We start from the raw sequence: 21,455 nt of genomic DNA, 5'->3' as shown, positions 1-21,455 counted from the left end.
CGCCTAGTGCCTTAAGGGGTTGGGACGGTTTTAGTCCCTGTTGAAGTTCTACTAATCCAAATATTCGGAATAATTAAATAAAACATAAATGACCCTAATAAATTAGGATCATTTATGTCACGTTAATTGGTCCAAAACTGTTGGTATGCGGCGCTTAAACGGTCTAGTGCCTGATCTAATTGTGCACGAGGACAACCGATGTTTAAACGTTCAAACGTTTCGCCACCAGATCCGAACGAAGAACCATGCGTTAGAGCGATTTTTGCCTCCTTGACGAGCCAATCTGATCGTGTTTTACTATCTAGTTCTAGTGCTTTGAAGTCGATCCACAACAGGAAAGTTGCTTCTGGAATGACGACGTCTAATTTTGGCATCTCTTGGCGAATCCGACGGATGGCGTGGTCACGATTGCCTTCTAAATACATAAGTAATTGTGACAGCCATTGCTCGCTCGCAACATCACCATACGCTGCTGTAATCGCAGTCGAAGCTAATGCATTCGGGTGAACGAAATGACGTTGCTGGATACGCTCGATCTGTTGACGAATCGAGATGTCAGGTACAATCAAATAAGACGCATATAGCCCCGGAATATTGAACGTTTTGGATGGTGCACTCACTAAAATGAGTTTTTCATAATCCAAACCGAGAATAGGGGTGTGAACGGAACCTGTATAGACGAGGTCCGCATGAATCTCATCGGATACAAGATAAACATCATGTTGCTTCGCGAGTTCGACGATTTGTTGTAATTCTTCTCTCGGATAGACCTTACCACTTGGATTATGCGGGCTACAGAGAATCATCATACGTGCTGTTCGCATTTGCCGTTCGAGAAGTGGAAAGTCTGTCTGATACGTCTCACCGTCTAAAAGAAGCGGATTTTCAATGAGTTGTCGTTGATTAGACTGAATGATTTGATGAAATGGAGGATAGACCGGTGTCTGGATGATGATTTCATCACTCGGTTCAGTCAATGCGAGGACGGTATGCGCAAGTCCTGGAACGACACCGCTCGAGTAGAGAATGGTATCAGTAGTGATTGTGACGTCATATCGCTTTTGAAACCATTGTTGAATCGCTCGTTTTGCTTCGTCTTCAAACATCGAGTAACCGAAATGACCTGTAGCAGCACGTCTAGTCAATCGTTCTGTCAAATGGTGTGGTGGACGAACGTCCATGTCGGCGACCCACATCGGAATCAGCTCATCTGATCCATATAGCGAAGGGAGCCCGTCCCACTTGACGGATCCTGTATTTCGTTTCTCGATCGTTTCATCAAAATTGATTTGTTCCATCAGACTTCACTCCTGTTCTTCAATAGTTGAATGACTCCATTTCACCATAGCGGATAGAGAGAGTGTGGGGCAAGTCGAAAAAAATAAAGGTTTAACATTTATACGATCAGGTAATTACTAAACTCGAACCTACCATAACGAAACGGAGTGATGATCATGTTGCATTCTAAAGTAGTCGTCGGGCGATCGCCTGAGGAGTTAGAGCAGAGACTAAATGAATTTTTTGAAAATAATGGGGTCGGATCGAACGCCATCATTACATTAAAATTTTCAACATTCGTTGCGTCTAAAGCGGATGAACATTATTCAGTTTTAGTCGTCTATGATAACTCGCTAACGAAAACTACATTGTAAATTAGTGACAAGAAGTTGATCTGAAAAGCATCGACTTCTTGTTTTGTCTTTTTTTATAAGTTATACTAGAATCAGGTTTTGCAAGCTTCCGTAGGTTAATGGCAGACCTCAGCAATGGTAATGCTGCAGTGCGAGTTCGATTCTCGCCGGAAGCATAGACACGTCTTCCGTCTCAAGTGATATATACTTGAAACGGAAGACTTTTTTCATGAGTTCGATATTTTTGATTTGAGGAGTGACCTCTATGCATCCAGTCATTCATTCTGTTGGTGATAAAATCAAGCAAGAACGAAAAAAACAAGGAATGACACAAAAAGCACTTTGTGAAGGAATTTGTAGTCAGGCTGAAATCAGTAAAATCGAAAATGGTCGAAATTCTCCAACGATTGATTTGTTACAGCAGATTTGTCGAAGACTACGCATCCCGATTTCATTGTTTTTTGAAGATGAAATCGTATCACAAAAGTTAAATGAGATAGACCAACGAATGATTCGGCATTTGCGTGAAAAAACGTACTCAGATATGGCAAAAGACTTAGCAAAATATGAGAACGTTAATAATGCGGTTGAAACTCAAATTTTAATTCGCTACCATCAAGAATTACTAGACTATGAAAGAGGAAATATTGATTTTCGGACATGTATCGCCTCCTTATTACAAGTTGTCAGACAGGAACAGGTCAAAGACAAATCCTTTCTTCTTTATACACGAATTCAGATGGTGATTGCTGTTCTGTATACGAACCACGAAGAATATAGTCGTGCCCATCAAATATATAAGGAACTATTAGACTTACCTTATCAAACAAGAGAATATAAAAAAATTCGAATGAAGATCATGTATAATTTCATACGTAATTTAGTAGAGTTTGAACGATTCGAAGAAGGGCTGCAGGAAGTTGAAAAGGTCATCGAAGAGACAAAACAATTGCAGGATTTAACGTATCTTGGACAGTTTTATTTTCAAAAAGGAATTTTATTAGAGGCGTTAAAAGCATCTGAATCAGAAACAAAGGAAGCGTATACGACCGCTTATTCTTTTTTCATTGCTACTCAGAGTCACTCTTATCTAAAAATCCTTGAAACCTATTTTTCTGAACACCTCTTATTTCCGATTAATGAAAGTGAGTGAATAAACGATGGAGATGAATACTTTAACTTCATCGATTGGTACAAAAATCAAACAATTTCGTATCGAAAAGCAAATGACTCAAAAAGAACTATGTGTTGATTTATGTAGTCAAGCTGAAATTAGTAAAATTGAAAACGGGTTAAATTCTCCGACTGTGGAATTATTAAAACAACTTGCTGTAAGGTTGCAAGTTCCCATCTCTTTGTTGTTTCAAGAACATACCGATGAGGAAAAGTTCTTTCAACTAGATCGATTCTTATCCGATTTGCTTCGAGAAGAGAAATACAAAGAGGCGTTAGAGCGAATTCACCAGCAAGAAAAGGATAGCATCGTCGAAATCGACATTTTAAAAAGCTACATCAAGACGATCATTGACCTAAAGCAAAATCGAATCGATTTTCGGGCAGCGGCAAGCCTACTCAGCAACTTGTTGATTGAAAAAGAAGTCTGGTCTCAGTCCATTCAATTGTTCATTCGAATCAAAATGGCAATTGCGAATATGTATTCAGAGCAGGACTTATTTCATTTAACGGAATCCGTGTATCAGGAATTAGAAAATGAAATCGAAGTTCTTCAGTCCACTACCCATCTAAATGCGCTATTGAAAATTTACTTCAATCATTGTCAGATTCTTGAGTACCAAGGGAAGTCTGAGGAAAGTATCGTCATCGCCAAAAAAGGATATGAGTTATGCTTGATGCATAATCATACATTTCTATTCGGTCATTTTTATTATCAACTCGCTCACTATGATGAATACTCAGGTGAGGATGAGAAGTCACTCCAAAAACAGTATTCAGTCGCCTATACACTATTTCATGCATTTGAACACGACGTTCGGAAAAAGATGATTCTTCGTATGAAGGAACCGTATATGTTGTTTACCTTTGAGAATTAATAAAAAGGATACGTAACCTTCTTGGTAAACAAGAAGGTTTTTTCATGAAAAGTGCAACTCGTTTATTTCAAAGAGGTGATTAGATGAAGGACGAACATCCAATTGGTAAAAAACTAAAATTTTTTCGACAGTTGAATGGTTTATCGCAAAAAGATCTGAGTGCAGGGATTTGTAGTCAAGCTGAAATTAGTAAGATTGAGAACGGGAAGACGATGCCGACTGTGGAATTATTACGACAAATCGCAACAGTACTTCGTGTTCCTATATCAGAATTATTAAAGAGCGATTCTGAACATCAATTGGAGCAGGCAAATATCCTTGATCAAAAACTTAGTACCTTACTACGCGAGAATGCTTTTGATGAATGTTTTCATGAAATGAAACAAATCTCAGTAGAGGATTCTGCTGATGAAATAAGACGATTAATAACCTACTATGAAATTGTGATTGATTATCGAAAAAAACAAGTTGATTATCGAACGACCTCCGTTTTATTTACGCGATGGATGGATCAAGAGGATCTATGGGTGAAAGATCCGATGCTTTACTTTCGAATCAAGATGGCATTATCCATTTTATATGCAGAGTGCGGACAGTATCAACAAGCAGAAAAGATTTATGATGAAGTATTACGCATCACTACAGAAATCAGTGGTCTGAAGAGTGAGCGACTAAAGATCCTTTATAACTATGCAAAATTATTATATAAAATGGATCAGTCTCAAAAGGGTCTTCGTATCATCGAGGAAGGCATACAGCTCAGTCGACAATTGAGACAGACTTCCTATTTAGCACATTTGTATTATCAACGTGGTGAGTTTCATGAACGGATGGATACGGACGTCACGCAGATGAAATATGATTATACGATGGCGTATGAATTATTCTCTGCTTTTCAGATGAAACAATACGCTACCATCGTTCTAAAGACGAAAGGTTCTTATTTACAATCTGTACTGGACTAAGATCATGACTAAAAAATACAAGAAAGGAGGAGGAAGATTGCGTATCGAGTCATTTGGTATACAGATAAAACAACTACGAATCGAGAAAAATTTAACACAAAAAGAATTAGCAAAGGGTGTATGTAGTCAAGCGGAATTAAGTAAGATTGAAAATGGAAAAATAATTCCAACGATCGATCTTGTTCAACGTTTGTCTCAAAAATTACATATTTCAATGGATCAAATCTTCATCGATTCAAATGAAGTAAAGCTATTTCAGGACTATGACGTACAACTGTCGGACTTTTCTAGGCAACGTCGTTATGATGAAATGCTAGAATTTATGAAACGTTTACCGACTAGTCTTCCTTCTTCCGTTCAATTATTGATTCAATATTTTGACTGGGTCGCTCGCGAAGGTAAAAAAGATATCGATTACCGGACATGTATCTCCCAATTGCTTCGCTTATCGGATGAACACCAAATGGAAATAGAGTATCCTGTTCTTTATTTACGTATTCGAATGTCAGTCGCGAACTATTATTATTTGAACGGTCAATATCCATATGCACGAAAAATCTACGAAGATTTATTAACGTATGAGTATTCGACATATGCACTCAAAAAATTACAGTGTAAAATCATATATAATCATGCGCAACAGTTGTATTTTCAAAATGACTTCAAAACAGGACTACAGGTTACTGAACAAGGAATTTGTTTATCCATCGAACGAAAAGATACAGCGATGTTAGGACATTTCTTTTATCAAAGAGGATGTTTCTATGAAGAATTGAATTATCGAAAGTGTGATATCCATGATGCGTTTACTCATGCCTATTCACTTTTTACTGCCTTCGGCAATGAGAATCATGCCGCGTTAGTCTTAAAAGGTAAAAAACAATTTCTCCACTTTCAAATGTGAGGATGGAAGTGAAAGAAAGGATGATATAATGGATCACTTACCCGTCTCGATTGGTTATGAAATCAAGCGGCTTCGAAAAGAAAAAAAGATTACACAAGCAGAATTGTGTGAGGGCATTTGTAGCCAAGCTGAAATCAGTAAAATCGAAAATGGTAAAAATTCACCCACCATCGATTTGCTACAACAAGTCGCAAAACGATTAAAGGTACCATTGTCGATGTTGTTTCAAGATCATTTACGAAGTGATGTTTTTCAAACGTATGACGAGCAATTAGCAGAACTATTGCGGACTAATCAATACGTTGATGCTTTAAAGATGATCGAACATGTTCTTTCAACGGTTGATTTTGAGGAAGTTCGTGATTTAGTAGCATATTATCAAGTCATCGTTCAGGAAAAAAGTGGTCAACTTCACTATCTAAAAGCCATTCAAGCGCTCGGACGATTACTCAATAAAGAACACCTTTGGTTTGAATCAGCTACTCTGTATGTAAGAGTTCAGATGGCGATAGCAAATTTGTATGTTGAACACGGTGACTTCGATTTAGCGGAGAGTATCTTTCAAACATTGATTCATTCGAATTATCCATCCATCGAATTGAAAAAAGTTCGCATCAAGATTTTATATAACTATGGACAACAACTTTATAGGCAAAAAAAATACCTTGCCGGTCTAAAAATCACCGAACAAGGTATTCAAGAGAGTCTTCAAATAGAAGATGGTCATTTCTTAGGTCACTTTTATTATCAGCGAGGATATTTCACTCAACAACTGAATGGCGATCTTTCAGCTATCCAACGCGATTTTACGATGGCCTATTCCGTTTTTCGAGCATTTGATATGCCAATTCATGAAAAAATACTTCTGGAAGAACATGCAGAGTACGTTCTCTTCCCAACTTAGAACGAACGACCGAATTGTCGGCATTCTTGAAGTGCTTGTTCGATTAATTCAGAGGCACGTTCCGGATATTGCTGATGTCCCTCGAGAATGACAGTCGATACATCCTCAATGCCGAAAAATGCCAATAGATCGAGCATGTAGCGAACAGCGTGTTCACTCGGTGCTTTCTCTTTCGTCGAATAATCACCACCGCGTGAATGAATCAACAGGACTTGTTTGTCTTCAACAAGTCCAATCGAACCTTCGGCCGTATAACGAAATGTTTGACCAGCTTGAGCAAGGTAATCCATATAATTGTGCAGCGGTGCCGGAACCGTCAAGTTCCACATCGGAAATGAGAAGACGACCTTATCGGCATCTAAGAAACCGTTTAAATACTCCTGAAGTCGCTGTGCATGTGTCGCATCCTCTCCAGTTAATTCCTCGCCTTTAAAGAGGCGACCTGCCGCGCTCGCCAGTTTCAAATCGAAGAAGGGAAGACGTTCTTCAAATAAATTTAAAACCGTAACTGTATCATCCGGATGTGTTTCACGATACGCGTTCAAAAAGGCATCGTTCAATTCAGAGCTAATGCCTTTTTTTTGATGTGTGCTATCGTTCGCTTCAATGAATAGTAAATGTGACATAATCATTACTCCTTTCTATACCTCTCTATTCCCATTCTACTTAAAATCATGACTTCCCAATATTTTATTATTTTTAGAAAATTCAGGTTTTATTTCGGTTCTGATAAGGAAAATAAACGACAGGAACTAGAAAGAGGGGATGGCGGTGAATACACAGCGACGTTCTTCCAATAGTCTGCAATATCATCGAGAAATTCGAGCAAATTATCAATTGTTCGGGATGATCATTTTTGTATTGACGAGTTGTGGTGCCGTTTTATATATCGTTGCCAACGTATTTAGTCGTTCTGGTCTGAACGGGGAGGATTGGACACGTGCACTTGTCATTGCAAGTGCTGGAATCGTGCAATATTTCATCGGTAAAAGTTCGTTGTCAGATCGTTTAAAACCTCATATGATGTCGAGTATTTTTTTATTGATTCCTTATATTTATTATCCATTCATCGATCGGGGAGTCCAGACGGTTTGGGCATGTGCCCTTCTTTTCATTTTAGCGTCCTTAGTCGTCATCAACCGGACGATGCTACTGTATGCAACAAGCATCACGACGATCTCCCTACTCTATATCTGGTATCAAACTCCTTCATTAGAGAACGTTACGATGTTTGCGTCTGATCATATCGCACGAATTGGACTTATCTTAATTGCGACGATCATTAGTTTACTGATTCATAATCAATATGTTACTCGTCTTGAACGCAATATTGACTACTTAGCCCGTCTACAGGAACAAGCATTTACGGATCCCGTGACAGGTTTGTCGAACCGTTCTTCTTTTGTCATAGAAGTGGACAAGAAAAAACGAGAAGGCGACATGATTTGTCTGGTTGATCTGGATGATTTTAAAACCGTCAATGATGCTTTTGGTTACCGGACAGGTGACCGCACTTTGCACATCATTGGTCGTCGATTGATGAATCGCTTTCCGGATTGTACGATTGCGAAAGCAAGCGGAAGTGCCTTTTTACTGCATGCTCCAAACCATTACGACGCACGAAGCCTTTGTGACGATATTTTATCGAGTGTATCAGAACGCGTCCAAATCGACTTTAAACAGATTAACGTCACTGCAAGTATTGGTGTTTCCTATATGAATGACGAAACGACGGACCATGTCATCAATGATGCGGAGATTGCCTTGTTCACTGCTAAATCCAATCGTAAAAATACGTATGCGATTACAGATTTGGCGACACAAAATGAACGAAAACGAGCGCTTCAGTTAACACGCGACTTATACGATGCAGAGTTGGATCGCGACTTTTTTATTTTATTTCAACCTCAAGTCAGTGCAAAAACGCGTCAAATTACAGGAGTCGAAGCATTGATTCGTTGGAATCATCCGGAATATGGTCTTGTTCCGCCAATTGAGTTCATTCCACTTGCGGAAAGGACACGTTTTATTGAGACTCTCGGAGGTTGGGTCATGCGTCAAGCCTGTTTCCAAGGAAAAGCATGGTTGGAAGAGGGGAAGGAACCTTTAACGATTTCCGTGAATGTCTCGCCGTGGGAACTGCGCCAACCCGATTTTACGGAGCGTGTATTAGCAATCTTAAAACAGTCAGGCTTTCCTCCATCATTACTCGAAATCGAAATGACAGAACACATCTTCATCGAAGGAACTGAGCAAATCATCGAGACATTAAATGCACTCCATTTATATGGGATTCGGATTGCGCTCGATGACTTCGGAACGGGCTTCTCATCCATGCAACCATTAGTGGAGTTACCATTCGATCAATTGAAGATTCCAAAAGAAATCGTTCAAGAAGCCATTCATTCAGAGAAAAAGCGAGCGATGATCGAGACGATTATTCAGTTAGGGAAACGATTAGATATGACAATCGTAGCTGAAGGGATTGAATTAGAAGAAGAGGCGACATTGCTCGAGCGATTGGGATGTCATACGTTGCAAGGATATCTCTTCCATCGCCCGTTACAACCAAGACAATTAGAACACTTTTTAACGATGTATCGAGAAGGCTGACGATATGATATATCAAAGAAAGAAAGTAAACAGGCGATGGACATGGTCCATCGCCTGTTCGTATAGCTATTTATCAATGAATCACAGATACCGCGCAAAACGACGTTCGAGAACCTCTTGAATGACTGCGATACAAGAACAGATTCCCCAGTAGATGAACGCAACAACAAAATAAACGGTCATATAATCGAATTCGCGCCCACCGACGATTTTTGCTTTTTGAAAAATCTCAGGAACTGTAATCATGGCAGCAAGCGATGAAGCTTTGACCAGATCAAGCAAGACGTTTGAGAGTGGTGGGATGGCATTCCGGATCGCTTGTGGCAAAATGATTCCAACAAACGTCCGATACCTGGATAAACCGAGAGACGCTGCCGCCTCTTCTTGACCACGATCAATCGACAACAAGGAGGAACGAATGATCTCCGCCATGTACGCCGCACTGTTCAAACTAAAACCGGTGATTGCTGCTGTTAACGCGTCAAGTTGAATATTGATGACCGGCAGTCCGAAATACAACATGAACAGCAACACGAGAATCGGAACACCACGCATGAACGAGATATAAGCGCTAGCCCCGATGCGTAAAAGTCGAAGGTGAGACAGACGGCAAAGGGCAAGGATTAACCCGATTCCGAGACCAATGGCCATGCTGAGCAAGGAAATCCATAGCGTCTGTCCCAATCCACTCAAAATATAAGGAAACGATTCGACCGCCAATTCCGGATTGAAGACGGACCGCCAATCAATTGAAGACATCGTTAGTTCACATCGACGATCGTCGTTTTGACGTCAGGCATTTGGGAGACATCTTTTCCGGCATAGAATTGCTTCGAAATTTCTTTTAATGTGCCATCTTCCTTCATTTTATCGAGTTGTTCGTTAATGTTGGATTGAAGTTCCTTGTTATCTAAATCCATGATTAAACCAACCTGACTTGGATTATAAGCGATATCAGGATGAATCGTAATATCGAAGTCCTTGAAGAAATCGACAGCGAGTGTTTGCAAGTAGTAATCATTCAAGATAACGTCTGTTCGACCATTTGAGACATCGCGTAGATACTGATCGTTCGTCGCGTTATCGTACGTGACTTCTTTTGCACCGAATTTTTTAGCAATCTGCATATACGTCGTTGTAGCTTCTCCGGCAGCTTTTTTCCCTTTTAAGTCTTCAAGAGACTTGATGCCTGACAAATCACTTTTACGGACGATTGCCGTACCATACGTATATTTATATGGTTTTGAGAACGCGAATTTTTCTTTACGATCATCGGTGATCGTAATGTCGTTAGCGGCAAGATCAACTTGACCCGTATTAACACTTGTCAACATACCGTCGAATGACATCTCTTTGAATTTCACTTTCAAATCAAGACGTTTTGCTACTTCTTTGACGACTTCGACATCAAATCCAGTCAACTTATTGTTTTTCTCTTCATGATAAGATGTCGGAAAAAGTGTACCAGCCGTCGCGACGACGATCGTTCCTTCTTTTTGAATCTTATCATATGCGGTTGCCTTCTCCTCTTGCTGACCACATGCGCTTAATAAAATCGAGCTTCCTGCGATCAAGAGACCCGTAAATTGCATTGTTTTTTTCATCGTATTATTCCTCTCTTTATTTCCATGATCAATAACTCTTTTCATAGTTAAAAATACCACGGAATCATATGTTCGGGCAAAGTAATACGCGCACAAAGTGTAGAATTCAACCAAAAAAAATATTGAATGAATATCCAAGTTTATGTAAGCGTTATCAATGTTGATATATGGTAATTCTATCTCTAGAGGTTGAACAAAATGGTGATTATGCATAGTAGCGTATAAACATAAAAGGGTGTAAAGTATAATTTAACTGAATATACAGAAAATTAAGAAGGCAAGGAGAGTGCTACTATGACATTTCATCAATACCCTGAACAGCAGGGATTATACGACCCTCGTATGGAACATGATGCGTGCGGGATCGGGGTTTACGCACATCAAACAGGACGAGCGAGTCATGAAATCGTTGAACATGCATTGACCATGCTTTGTCAAATGGAACACCGTGGTGGACAAGGAAGCGATGCGAAGACGGGAGACGGGGCGGGTATTTTAACGCAATTACCAGATCGTTTGTTTCGTGAAACGGTTCGTCACATTTCCTTTCCTAAAAAAGGGGATTATGGCGTTTTCATGATTTTCTTACCACGTGAGGAACGGGAACGGATGCGACTCGAACGAACGTTAGAGTCAATCATTTTGACGGAAGGACAAGACGTCTTAGGATGGCGAACCGTACCCGTCCAGTCCGAAGTGCTTGGGTCGGGTGCCCGCCGCACAGAGCCAGTCATTCGTCAATGTTTCATTGGTGCAAAGGCGATGGAAGGATTGACATTTGAACGAACACTCTTTTTGATTCGTCGCGCATTTGAACGTGAATCGGAGCAACTCGGTCTTGAACAATACGTCCTGAGTAGCTCGAGTGAAACAATCGTTTATAAGGGACTCGTGACGACGGATCAATTGCGTGCGTACTTCGATGACTTACGAGACGAACGTTATCAATCAGGATTTGGTATTGTGCATTCGCGTTTTAGTACGAATACGTTCCCAAGTTGGAAACGTGCCCATCCGAACCGTTATTTGATTCACAACGGCGAAATCAATACGTTGCAAGGAAATATTCGTGCGATGCGCGGTCGAGAACGTCGACTTGCTGAGACGACATATGGTAATCGGGCAGAGGAAGTGTTACCGATTCTAGATGAGACAGGTAGCGACTCGTCGATGCTTGATAATGCGTTTGAGTTTCTTCATCTGTCCGGACTCTCACTCGCTGAGACAGCACTGATGCTCGTACCGGAACCATTCGAACATGCTGAAATCAGACCAGCGAAGCGCGCGTATTATGAGTACCACAGTAGCATGATGGAGCCATGGGATGGTCCGTCTGCAATCGTCTTTACGAACGGAAAACAGATCGGTGCGACGCTTGACCGAAACGGTTTACGTCCAGCGCGATATGTATTGTTACGCGATGGTCACTTCATGTTGTCGTCAGAAGCAGGAGTACTCCCTCTTCGTGAACAAGACATCCTGTACAAAAAACGATTAGCACCGGGTGAACTGCTTTTACTCGACTTTGCGTCCGGTCAGTTGATCGCAGACGAAGAGATTAAACGGGAGCTAGCGACACGTCATCCCTACGCGGAGTGGCTCGCGCAAGAAGTCGTTTCCCTTTCAAGTAACGACTTCAAGGAAACACTCGTTGAACTTGGAACGAAACAACGACACTTCGGATATACGCGTGAAGATATCGATCAATACTTGATCCCGCTCGTCGAAGAACAAAAGGATCCGTTAGGTGCGATGGGGACGGATATACCGCTAGCGGTCTTAAGTGAACGCCCTCAATCCTTGTTCCGATATTTCAAGCAACTGTTCGCACAAGTCACGAATCCACCAATTGACGCGTTACGCGAAGAGATCGTCACCTCGACGCTGACATGGCTTGGTCGACAAGGGGAACTGCTGACGCCGAACCGCGCGAACTGTCGTCGTGTTCGCTTAGAGACCCCGATTCTGCGACCAGACGAAGCCCATGCGCTTAAACAAAGTGGGCTTAAGCAAAAAACGATTTCGACGACGTTCACCGACTCGCTTGCAGAAGCGCTCGACATGATCGTTGATGAGGCTGTGACCGCTGCACGAAACGGGTATGAATTATTGACATTATCGGATCGTCTCGTACGCCCTGGCACATTGCCGATGCCAATCCTCTTAGTGACGAGTGCGATTCATCATGCGCTGATCCGCAAGGGATTACGTACAAATCTCAGCTTGATCGTTGAAGGGGGAGAGATTCGTGAAGTCCACCATGTCGCGACGTTGCTCGGATATGGTGCGGATGCGATTTATCCGTACCTGGCATATGCGACGCTTGAAGAAGCGGTAGGGGATCGTTTTACGGATGTCGACAAACGTTACCAAAAAGCAGTCACGGAAGGCGTCGTCAAAGTCATGTCGAAGATGGGCATTTCGACGGTCTTCAGCTACCGTGGTGCGCAAATCTTTGAAGCGGTCGGAATCGATCGTTCCGTCATCGAGCAGCATTTCACGGGTACGGTCTCTCAATTGAGCGGGATGACGCTTGAACTGATGGAAGAAGAAGTCCGACGAGCACAACAGATTGCAGATGAACGGATTTATTTAGAGTCCGGTAGTGTCTTCCGGTACCGTCAAGCGGGAGAACATCATGCCTTTAACCCAGCAACGATTCATTTGTTGCAACACGCATGCCGTACGAATGATTACCGGCTCTATCAAAAGTACGCTCAACGCATTCAGGAGGAACCGGCAACGGTGCTACGACATCTGTTGACGTTCAAGGAGACGACGGCGATCCCAATTGAAGAAGTTGAGCCTGTCAGCGAAATCGTCAAATACTTCAAGACGGGTGCGATGTCATACGGCTCGTTATCAAAAGAAGCGCACGAGACGCTTGCGATCGCGATGAACCGCTTAGGCGGAAAGAGTAACAGTGGTGAAGGCGGTGAAGAGGAGGAACGATACGAACGGGATGAAAATGGTGACTTCCGGATGAGCCGAATCAAGCAGATCGCCTCTGGTCGTTTTGGGGTGACAAGTCATTACCTCGTTCACGCGGACGAATTACAAATCAAGGTGGCACAAGGTGCGAAGCCCGGAGAAGGTGGTCAATTGCCTGGTGAAAAAGTCTATCCGTGGATCGCACGGGTGCGTGCATCGACACCGGGTGTTGGATTGATTTCTCCTCCACCACATCACGATATCTATTCGATTGAAGATTTGGCCCAGTTAATTCATGACTTAAAACGTGCCAACGATCAAGCCCGGATTAGCGTCAAACTTGTCGCAAAAGGTGGCGTTGGAACGATCGCGGCTGGAGTTGCGAAGGGGCTTGCGGACGTCATTGTCATCAGTGGTCATGACGGCGGCACGGGTGCCTCGCCGAAGACGAGTATTCAACATGCCGGACTGCCATGGGAACTTGGTCTTGCTGAGACGCACCAAACGTTGACATTAAACGGGTTGCGCGAGCGTGTCGTCCTTGAAACCGACGGAAAGCTATTGACTGGTCGCGACGTCATCCTCGCCGCGATGCTCGGAGCGAATGAGTATGGGTTTGCGACAGCTCCGCTCATCGCCGTCGGATGTATCATGATGCGTGCTTGTCATCTCGATACGTGTCCTGTTGGTGTCGCGACGCAAGATCCAGAGCTCCGTAAGAAATTCACGGGATCTGCCGATGACGTCGTCCATTTCATGACGTTCATCGCAGAGGAAGTACGAGAACATTTAGCGAAACTCGGTGTAAGACGGCTGCAAGATCTCGTAGGGCGTACGGATTTACTCGAACCATCGGAGCGACAACGGACACATTGGAAAGCGAAGAGTCTTGATTTTTCGCGTCTCCTCGTCCATGTGACACACGGTCCGGCTGAACAACAACAGCATCATGTCGAGCGTTCCTTTGACGCTCGTGAAATCTCGCCGTATTTAGAGGCGGCAGATTTCAGTCAGCCTCAGACACTACGTTTAACGATTCAAAATACAGACCGTGCGATCGGAACACAGACCGGTGCCATGCTGACAAGACGGTTTGGAGCACTTGGTCTGCCGACGGATCGATTGAAACTCGAACTGAATGGATCTGCCGGACAAAGTTTAGGCGCGTATTTACCACGCGGAGTAACGCTTGATGTCACGGGAGAAGCGAATGATTACGTCGGGAAAGGATTGTCCGGAGGTATCATCGCCGTCCATCCTCCACGTTCGATTTCGTTCGTCTCGTCCGATCAGTCGATCATTGGTAACGTCGCACTTTACGGGGCGACGAGTGGAGAACTCTATGTCAACGGTCAGGCAGGTGAGCGATTTGCGGTTCGAAACAGCGGAGCAGTCGCTGTCGTCGAAGGAATCGGTAATCATGGACTCGAGTATATGACCGGTGGATCCGTCGTCGTCCTTGGCGATGTCGGAAAAAACTTTGCTGCCGGTATGTCAGGTGGTGTCGCCTATGTCTTACCGCGTAATCCTGAACAATTTTTACAGCGCGTCAACCGCGAACTCGTCACGACGGGACTCGTCACGCATGTCGAAGAGATTGCGCGACTGAAGACGTTTATCGAACGTCACGTTGCACGAACCGGTAGTGAGCAGGGCGATGCGATTCTAGCGAACTGGGATCATGTCATTCATTCGTTCATCCGCGTCATTCCTTCGACGTATGAGAAAGTGACGACGTTGATGGCTGATTTCGCAAAACAAGGACACAACACCGAAGAAGCGATGTTGCTCGCATTTGAGACACATCTAGGGCGCAGAACAGGAGGGGTACGATGAAACGACGCGATCAATTCATGACAGTTGCTCGTTCGGGTGGGACGGAACGACATCCAAGCGAACGGGTGGATGACTTTAAGGAATATAAGACGGCTTTGACGGAAGCGGAAGCGAGTCAACAAGCAAGTCGATGTATGGATTGTGGCACCCCGTTTTGCCATGTAGGGGAAGTATTTGATCAAGTGAAGATTGGTTGTCCAGTCTATAACTTGATTCCAGAATGGAACTTGCTCGTAGAAGAAGGACGTTTTCAAGAGGCACTCGATCGCCTTCTTGAGACGAACAATTTCCCGGAATTCACGGGTCGCGTCTGCCCGGCGCCATGTGAAGGGTCGTGTACGTTGTCGATTCATGAACCTGCGGTCGCAATCAAAGATATCGAACGGACGATCATCGACATTGGCTTTGAAAAAGGATGGGTCGTGCCCCGAATTCCAGCAATACGATCGACACGTTCGATTGCCATCGTTGGATCTGGTCCTGCCGGTCTTGCGGCTGCCGATCAGCTGAATCAAGCCGGTCATCAAGTGACGGTCTACGAGCGGGAAGATCGGATTGGCGGATTACTCACGTACGGTATACCAGCCATGAAACTTGATAAAGAGGTCGTACAGCGCCGTGTTGATTTGCTTGAAGCAGAAGGGATCCACTTCCGGACGAACGTCACGATCGGTGCAGATATCACTCTCGAGACACTTGAAGCGGAGTATGACGCCGTCATCTTATGTGTCGGCGCGACGGAACCACGCAAATTGATGGATGCGCCAACGCGTGGAGTCGGTTATGCGATGGATTATTTGACAGGGGTAACACGTCACGTGCTCTCGCAAGAACCGTTGTCTGCTGATCATGACGCAAAAGATAAAGATATTCTCGTCATCGGTGGAGGCGACACCGGAGCGGACTGTGTGGCAACAGCACTCCGTCAACGTTGTCGCTCCGTCGTCCAATTCGGTAAACATGAACAACCGGGTACGACGCGTGCAACAGGAAACATGTGGCCGGATACACCGTCACTCTACTCCATCGATTATGGGTACGCAGAAGCGTTTCAACAATTCGGTCGGGATCCTCGTGAATACTTGATCGCGATCAAGCGATTCACAACAAGTGAATCGGGTCAAGTCACGGGTGTCTGGACGATTCAGACAACGAAAACAAAAAATGAATCGGGAGCAGTGATCTTTGAGGAGATCGAAGGGAGCGATCGTTACTTCCCGGTCGATCAAGTCTGGATCGCCATCGGATTCAGTGGTGTCGAAGAGAATGTACTCGAACATTTAGCGGTCGCCTCGGAACGAGGGAAAATCAAGACGACGCGTTACGCGACGAACCGGCCAGGCGTATTTGCCGCAGGTGACGCAAGACGGGGTCAATCATTGATCGTCTGGGCGATTCGCGAAGGTCGTGAAGTAGCGGAAGCCGTCGGACAATATTTAAAAGCAATGCAACAAACAGGCTAAATCACATAGCCTGGATTTCTGGCATCATCAGAAATCCAGGCTTTTTTGTGTTTGGCAAAGAAAGCTGCCAGTTCAAAAATAACTATTGATTTTGTTTCAAGGTGAAACACCGAAAATATTTCTGCTATTCTTATAAAATGAAGAGGAGGTATGACAGATGAATTCAGAAATCATCTATTTCGTATGCGAGAGTGGAATAGCGAGTAGTGTCATGGGTGCTACGATTTTAAGAAAGCGCTTACTTGAATGCGGTATTACGACAGACGTTAAGACATGTCGGATCGCAGAACTACCTGATCAGGCATCTTTTATCGTCGGAGAAACGCAACTCGTCCATCGACACGTATGGAAAACACATTGTTCGGTGCATCCAGTCGATCGGGTTCTTGATCCGACTGCATATGATGTCATCCTCGAATCTTGGCAGAAAAGAGTGAGGCTGCATGACTGAATTTACACCACGGGAACATGATATCTTATTTTTCCTCTTATCACGCGAAGAACCTGTTCAAATACAAGAGATCGCGGAAACACTCGAGACATCGGAACGAACGATTCAACGTGAACGCGATCGTCTTGCCCAATCTTTAGAAGATCATGACTTGCGTTTGACATATGTCCGCGGCAGAGGTCTCTTAATTGAAGGAACAGACGAAGCCAAACATGCATTACGGGACCAACTCTTGTTGTCACATAAACAATTACCTAACGCTGAAGATCGCCAAGTCGAGTTAGCGTATCGGCTACTACAAGAAGAAGGGATGGTCAAATTACAGGCAATCGCCCATGCGATGTATGTGGCTCCGAGCACGGTTAGCCAGGATTTAGAGCGGATTGATGAATGGTTTCTACAATATGACCTTGAAATCAAGCGAAAAAAAGGTATTGGTGCCGAAGTCATCGGCGAAGAAATCAACAAACGCCGTTTACTGATTTCATTGATCTTTACGCAATGGGATGTTCTTGCTTTCTATCGCTTGTTACAAGGCGACGCCGGGCAATTACCTCATCTGTTACGCATGAATCGAACATCCTGGCTTGAGATGATCAATCAAGCGTACGCGGTCATAGCATCATTGACGAAAGAAGGGCGTCTCAATGACCGACAAATCATGCGTGCGACACTCAGCTTAGCTTTACAAGCGTTACGCAAAGATCAGTTTCCGATGCGTTACGAGTTAAAAGCGTATCCGGTCGAAATCCTCAAATGGGTGGAACGCGTCGAAGAGCGTTTACCTGACACGTTGTCGATTGCTGAACGCCAATGGTTATCAGAAGAATTGCGTGCTTTCTTTCAATCGGACGCAGGGGATACGGAAGAACTCGTCACGCGCCTTCGTGTAAAACGATTGATTGAGCATGTTTCCTTACTATATGGAACGAACTTTACGAAGGATCATGCGCTAGAACGCGGACTCGTTTCGCATATTCAATCGTACACACGTCAAAATAGCGTCAATCCGTCCTATGTCATCAAACAAATCGAACGGGAATATCCGCGCTTGTTCGATGCGGTCAAACAAGCAGCGCTGTCTATCTTCACCGATGCGACATTTGAAGACGTGGATTTAGCATTTTGGGTCATGCATTTCGGAGCTGTCCTGAGTAAACCGACACCTAAACTACCATATCGTGTTCTCGTCGTTTGCTCTGCTGGACTCGGTTCTTCGAAGTTATTGATGAACCGGTTACGGCAAGAATTCGCTGAACTCGAGCACATCGATAACTCGTCCCTTTTTGGCATCGAACGGTTACCAATCGACTCGTACGACTTCGTTTTGTCGACTGTGCCGTTGCCTGATATTCGCCCACCACATCTTCTCGTCAACCCGTTGCTTCCTCAGGATGAGGTCGAACGTATCCGGAAATTAATTCTCGCCTTGCCTAAATCCTTTCAACCGGCACCGCGAAAGACGAAAACGGAATGGCTCGATCTTGAGCAATTGCATCGGCTCGTTGCATCGTCCATTCAAGTATCGGACGGATTCCGAATGGAACGGTTAGAGCGCGTGGGCGATGGGATTGAATCGCTCTTGTTTGAAATCAGTACACGCATGGTCGAGCAAAGATTAGCGAAGTCAGCTGTGTCGCTCTCTGGACAATTGCTACGTCGTCATGAGATGTCAGGTCTTGGTATTCCGGGAACGCGGCTTGCGCTGTTTCACGGACGCGATGCGACGATTCAACGAGGGGGATTCCTCATCTTTGAATTGCCTGAACCGATCGACTTGCTCGGAATGGATCAACAGTTACAATCCGTCGAACGGCTCCTCGTCTTGGTCGCACCGGAAGAGACCTCGAACGAACTGCTTGAATTACTCAGTTCGATCAGTGCTGCGATCATCGAGAGTCCCGAACAAATGGATCAATTCGAGTTCGGGGAGGAACAGACGATTCGTCTGCTTTTGAATCGAACGTTTCGAACGGTCATTGATCAATTCCTAGGTCACACTTGAAAAATCCCTGTCACTCCATTCCTGAAGTGACAGGGATTTTTTCACGTCAAGCAGGCTTCTTTTCAGTCTGTCCAACTTCTTGGACAAAGACTGAACTAGGAAAGATTGAGTAAGCGCTTGCAGTACTCTTACAATAAGGTCATAGCAAAGCAATCATCTTATCAACTCATACACGAAATGGAGGCTAACGCAATGGCGACAGCTCAAAATGGAGCACGGGGCATCCGTGTACAAGTTCAACGGTTCGGAAGCTTTTTAAGCGGTATGGTCATGCCGAACATCGGTGCATTCATCGCCTGGGGGATCATCACGGCACTGTTCATCCCAACTGGATGGGCACCAAATAAGGAACTCGGTGAACTCGTCGGTCCGACAATCACCTATCTTTTACCGTTGCTGATCGGATACACAGGCGGAAAATTAATGCATGACGTCAGAGGGGGCGTCGTCGGGACGCTCGCGACGATGGGGGTCATCGTCGGAACAGAGATTCCGATGTTCCTCGGTGCCATGATCATGGGACCACTTGGCGGATACGTCATCAAAAAGTTCGATCAGTTGATCGAAGGAAAAATCAAACCAGGTCTCGAAATGCTCGTCAACAATTTCTCGGTCGGAATCATCGGTGGTTTGTTGATGCTCGGTGGATTCAAAGTATTCGGACCACTCATGACAGGTCTTGACGACATCATGGCTGCAGCAGTTGGTGCGATCGTCAGTGCACACTTGCTACCATTAGCGAGTTTGTTCATCGAACCAGCGAAAATTTTATTCTTGAACAACGCCATCAACCACGGCATCTTAAGCCCACTGGGTCTCGATCAAGTAAACGAGGCGGGCAAATCAGTTCTGTTCTTACTCGAAGCTAACCCCGGTCCGGGTCTCGGATTGTTACTCGCTTACTCGTTCTTCGGTTCTGGTGCAGCAAAGAAAACAGCACCGGGTGCTGCGTTCATTCAGTTCATCGGTGGGATTCACGAAATTTACTTCCCTTATGTCTTGATGAAGCCGGTCTTATTGCTTGCGATGATCGCAGGTGGTATGAGTGGGATCCTCACATTCGTCCTATTTGATGTCGGTTTAGTTGCACCTGCTTCACCAGGTAGTATCATTGCGGTTCTTGCAATGGCATCCCGCGGTTCTTACGTCGGATTGATCGCCGGTGTCCTTGTTTCAGCATCTGTGACCTTCGTTGTCTCAACTGTTCTGCTGAAGACAAGCAAAGCAAAAGAGACATCCCTTGAAGAAGCAAGCGCGAACGTCAGTGCGATGAAAGGAAAACAATCGATTGCCTCGACACTCGTTTCAGCTGATGCCAAACCACTTGCGGAAGTCGAACACATCATCTTCGCTTGTGACGCTGGTATGGGATCGAGTGCGATGGGAGCATCCGTCCTTCGCAATAAGATCAATAAAGCGGGCTTACCGATCAAGGTAACGAATACGTCGATCAGTCAATTGCCGCCAAACGCCGAACTGATCATCACGCATCGTGATTTGACGGAGCGGGCGAAGGAACAAGTACCAACGGCAGAACACCGATCAGTCGATAATTTCTTAAATGCAGGATATTATGATCAACTCGTTCATGAGATCGAAACAGCAAGAAATAAGATTTCTTAAAAATAAAGATAGAGATATTCAAGGAGGAATAAACATGACAACGACAATGAACCTTTCACCGGAACTTGTATTACTGGACCAACAATTCGCAGACGAGACGGCAGCCATTACGGCTGCCGGTCAACTCCTCGTCGATCATGGATATGTCGAAGCGGGTTATATCGATTCAATGCAAGAGCGTCACGCTTTATCGACGGTCTATATCGGTAATCATGTCGCAATTCCCCACGGAACAGAGTCGGCTAAATCACAAGTCAAGAAAACAGGACTATCGATTCTACAAGTACCGCAAGGCGTAACGTTCGGAACGGAACAAGCACGACTCGTCATCGGTATCGCTGGCGTCGGGGACGAACATCTCGAGTTGCTCTCGAATATCGCGGTCATTTGCTCCGATGAGGAGAACGTCGAGCGTATCGTGGCAGCGACATCAAAAGAAGAAATCATCGCCTTATTGACAGCGGAGGTGTAACC

Annotated in this window: 16 protein-coding genes and 1 tRNA gene; 13 read left to right on the top strand and 4 right to left on the bottom strand. The window is 44.4% G+C overall.

Annotated elements, in window-relative coordinates; all coding sequences use genetic code 11:
- Positions 1–122: 122 nt before the first annotated feature.
- The gene (locus tag B3G15_RS08070; RefSeq protein ID WP_290719828.1) at positions 123–1,298 is read right to left on the bottom strand and encodes a MalY/PatB family protein; all 1,176 of its coding nucleotides are present in this window, start codon (positions 1,296–1,298) and stop codon (positions 123–125) included.
- A gap of 438 nt (positions 1,299–1,736) precedes the next feature.
- Between B3G15_RS08070 and B3G15_RS08065 the strand changes: the two genes are divergently transcribed.
- From B3G15_RS08065 to B3G15_RS08040, 6 genes are all read left to right on the top strand, one after another.
- A tRNA-Thr gene (locus B3G15_RS08065) sits at positions 1,737–1,807 on the top strand.
- A gap of 89 nt (positions 1,808–1,896) precedes the next feature.
- Positions 1,897–2,784 (top strand): helix-turn-helix domain-containing protein, encoded by an 888-nt coding sequence (locus B3G15_RS08060; RefSeq protein ID WP_290719826.1) that lies wholly within the window; start codon positions 1,897–1,899, stop codon positions 2,782–2,784.
- A gap of 7 nt (positions 2,785–2,791) precedes the next feature.
- On the top strand, positions 2,792–3,682 hold the full coding sequence (locus B3G15_RS08055) for a helix-turn-helix domain-containing protein (RefSeq protein WP_290719823.1): 891 nt from the start codon (positions 2,792–2,794) through the stop codon (positions 3,680–3,682).
- Positions 3,683–3,765: 83 nt separating this feature from the next.
- Positions 3,766–4,647: a helix-turn-helix domain-containing protein gene (locus B3G15_RS08050; RefSeq protein WP_290719821.1), complete on the top strand. Its 882-nt coding sequence runs from the start codon at positions 3,766–3,768 to the stop codon at positions 4,645–4,647.
- Positions 4,648–4,684: 37 nt separating this feature from the next.
- The gene (locus B3G15_RS08045) at positions 4,685–5,551 is read left to right on the top strand and encodes a helix-turn-helix domain-containing protein (RefSeq protein ID WP_214859885.1); all 867 of its coding nucleotides are present in this window, start codon (positions 4,685–4,687) and stop codon (positions 5,549–5,551) included.
- Positions 5,552–5,579: 28 nt separating this feature from the next.
- A complete protein-coding gene (locus B3G15_RS08040; RefSeq protein ID WP_290719815.1) occupies positions 5,580–6,455 on the top strand; it encodes a helix-turn-helix domain-containing protein in 876 nt (291 codons plus the stop codon).
- Here the strand turns inward: B3G15_RS08040 and B3G15_RS08035 are convergent.
- The gene (locus B3G15_RS08035; protein ID WP_050678294.1) at positions 6,452–7,081 is read right to left on the bottom strand and encodes an FMN-dependent NADH-azoreductase; all 630 of its coding nucleotides are present in this window, start codon (positions 7,079–7,081) and stop codon (positions 6,452–6,454) included. The genes B3G15_RS08040 and B3G15_RS08035 overlap by 4 nt on opposite strands.
- Positions 7,082–7,226: 145 nt before the next feature.
- Here B3G15_RS08035 and B3G15_RS08030 point away from each other — a divergent pair, with 145 nt between their 5' ends.
- The gene (locus tag B3G15_RS08030; protein WP_414651118.1) at positions 7,227–9,068 is read left to right on the top strand and encodes a putative bifunctional diguanylate cyclase/phosphodiesterase; all 1,842 of its coding nucleotides are present in this window, start codon (positions 7,227–7,229) and stop codon (positions 9,066–9,068) included.
- A gap of 81 nt (positions 9,069–9,149) precedes the next feature.
- Here B3G15_RS08030 and B3G15_RS08025 read toward each other — a convergent pair whose 3' ends face one another.
- Positions 9,150–9,827, bottom strand: a complete 678-nt coding sequence (locus B3G15_RS08025) for an amino acid ABC transporter permease (RefSeq protein ID WP_290719810.1) — start codon at positions 9,825–9,827, stop codon at positions 9,150–9,152.
- A 2-nt stretch (positions 9,828–9,829) separates the two neighbouring features.
- The gene (locus tag B3G15_RS08020; protein ID WP_064299704.1) at positions 9,830–10,672 is read right to left on the bottom strand and encodes a transporter substrate-binding domain-containing protein; all 843 of its coding nucleotides are present in this window, start codon (positions 10,670–10,672) and stop codon (positions 9,830–9,832) included.
- 294 nt (positions 10,673–10,966) lie between these two features.
- On the opposite strand from B3G15_RS08020, the gene gltB reads away from it, so the two are divergent.
- From gltB to B3G15_RS07990, 6 genes are all read left to right on the top strand, one after another.
- The gene (gene gltB / locus B3G15_RS08015; RefSeq protein ID WP_290719806.1) at positions 10,967–15,439 is read left to right on the top strand and encodes a glutamate synthase large subunit; all 4,473 of its coding nucleotides are present in this window, start codon (positions 10,967–10,969) and stop codon (positions 15,437–15,439) included.
- On the top strand, positions 15,436–16,902 hold the full coding sequence (locus tag B3G15_RS08010) for a glutamate synthase subunit beta (protein WP_290719803.1): 1,467 nt from the start codon (positions 15,436–15,438) through the stop codon (positions 16,900–16,902). Before gltB ends, B3G15_RS08010 begins: the two co-directional genes overlap by 4 nt.
- Positions 16,903–17,059: 157 nt before the next feature.
- A complete protein-coding gene (locus B3G15_RS08005) occupies positions 17,060–17,353 on the top strand; it encodes a hypothetical protein (RefSeq protein WP_290719801.1) in 294 nt (97 codons plus the stop codon).
- Complete coding sequence (locus tag B3G15_RS08000) at positions 17,346–19,358, top strand: BglG family transcription antiterminator (protein WP_290719798.1); 2,013 nt, start codon at positions 17,346–17,348, stop codon at positions 19,356–19,358. Before B3G15_RS08005 ends, B3G15_RS08000 begins: the two co-directional genes overlap by 8 nt.
- Before the next feature lie 192 nt (positions 19,359–19,550).
- Positions 19,551–20,981 carry a PTS mannitol transporter subunit IICB gene (locus tag B3G15_RS07995; RefSeq protein WP_064299708.1) on the top strand — a complete coding sequence of 477 codons (1,431 nt, stop codon included), beginning with the start codon at positions 19,551–19,553 and terminating at the stop codon, positions 20,979–20,981.
- A gap of 34 nt (positions 20,982–21,015) precedes the next feature.
- Positions 21,016–21,453, top strand: coding sequence for a PTS sugar transporter subunit IIA (locus B3G15_RS07990; RefSeq protein ID WP_231884652.1), 438 nt, complete (start codon positions 21,016–21,018; stop codon positions 21,451–21,453).
- Positions 21,454–21,455: the final 2 nt, after the last annotated feature.

The sequence above is a fragment of the Exiguobacterium sp. UBA1053 genome (assembly GCF_002316465.1).
GTDB classification, from domain to species: domain Bacteria; phylum Bacillota; class Bacilli; order Exiguobacteriales; family Exiguobacteriaceae; genus Exiguobacterium_A; species Exiguobacterium_A abrahamii.
Note: the sequence above shows the minus strand (reverse complement) of the source record. Positions and strands in the feature narration are given on the sequence as shown.

Coding starts and splice junctions, on each gene's coding strand:
- B3G15_RS08055 (WP_290719823.1), top strand. CDS start 2,792: ATGGAGATGAATACTTTAACTTCATCGATTGGTACAAAAATCAAACAA.
- B3G15_RS07995 (WP_064299708.1), top strand. CDS start 19,551: ATGGCGACAGCTCAAAATGGAGCACGGGGCATCCGTGTACAAGTTCAA.
- gltB (WP_290719806.1), top strand. CDS start 10,967: ATGACATTTCATCAATACCCTGAACAGCAGGGATTATACGACCCTCGT.
- B3G15_RS08020 (WP_064299704.1), bottom strand. CDS start 10,672: ATGAAAAAAACAATGCAATTTACGGGTCTCTTGATCGCAGGAAGCTCG.
- B3G15_RS08050 (WP_290719821.1), top strand. CDS start 3,766: ATGAAGGACGAACATCCAATTGGTAAAAAACTAAAATTTTTTCGACAG.
- B3G15_RS08035 (WP_050678294.1), bottom strand. CDS start 7,081: ATGTCACATTTACTATTCATTGAAGCGAACGATAGCACACATCAAAAA.
- B3G15_RS08025 (WP_290719810.1), bottom strand. CDS start 9,827: ATGTCTTCAATTGATTGGCGGTCCGTCTTCAATCCGGAATTGGCGGTC.
- B3G15_RS08005 (WP_290719801.1), top strand. CDS start 17,060: ATGAATTCAGAAATCATCTATTTCGTATGCGAGAGTGGAATAGCGAGT.
- B3G15_RS08060 (WP_290719826.1), top strand. CDS start 1,897: ATGCATCCAGTCATTCATTCTGTTGGTGATAAAATCAAGCAAGAACGA.
- B3G15_RS08010 (WP_290719803.1), top strand. CDS start 15,436: ATGAAACGACGCGATCAATTCATGACAGTTGCTCGTTCGGGTGGGACG.
- B3G15_RS08000 (WP_290719798.1), top strand. CDS start 17,346: ATGACTGAATTTACACCACGGGAACATGATATCTTATTTTTCCTCTTA.
- B3G15_RS08040 (WP_290719815.1), top strand. CDS start 5,580: ATGGATCACTTACCCGTCTCGATTGGTTATGAAATCAAGCGGCTTCGA.
- B3G15_RS08070 (WP_290719828.1), bottom strand. CDS start 1,298: ATGGAACAAATCAATTTTGATGAAACGATCGAGAAACGAAATACAGGA.
- B3G15_RS07990 (WP_231884652.1), top strand. CDS start 21,016: ATGACAACGACAATGAACCTTTCACCGGAACTTGTATTACTGGACCAA.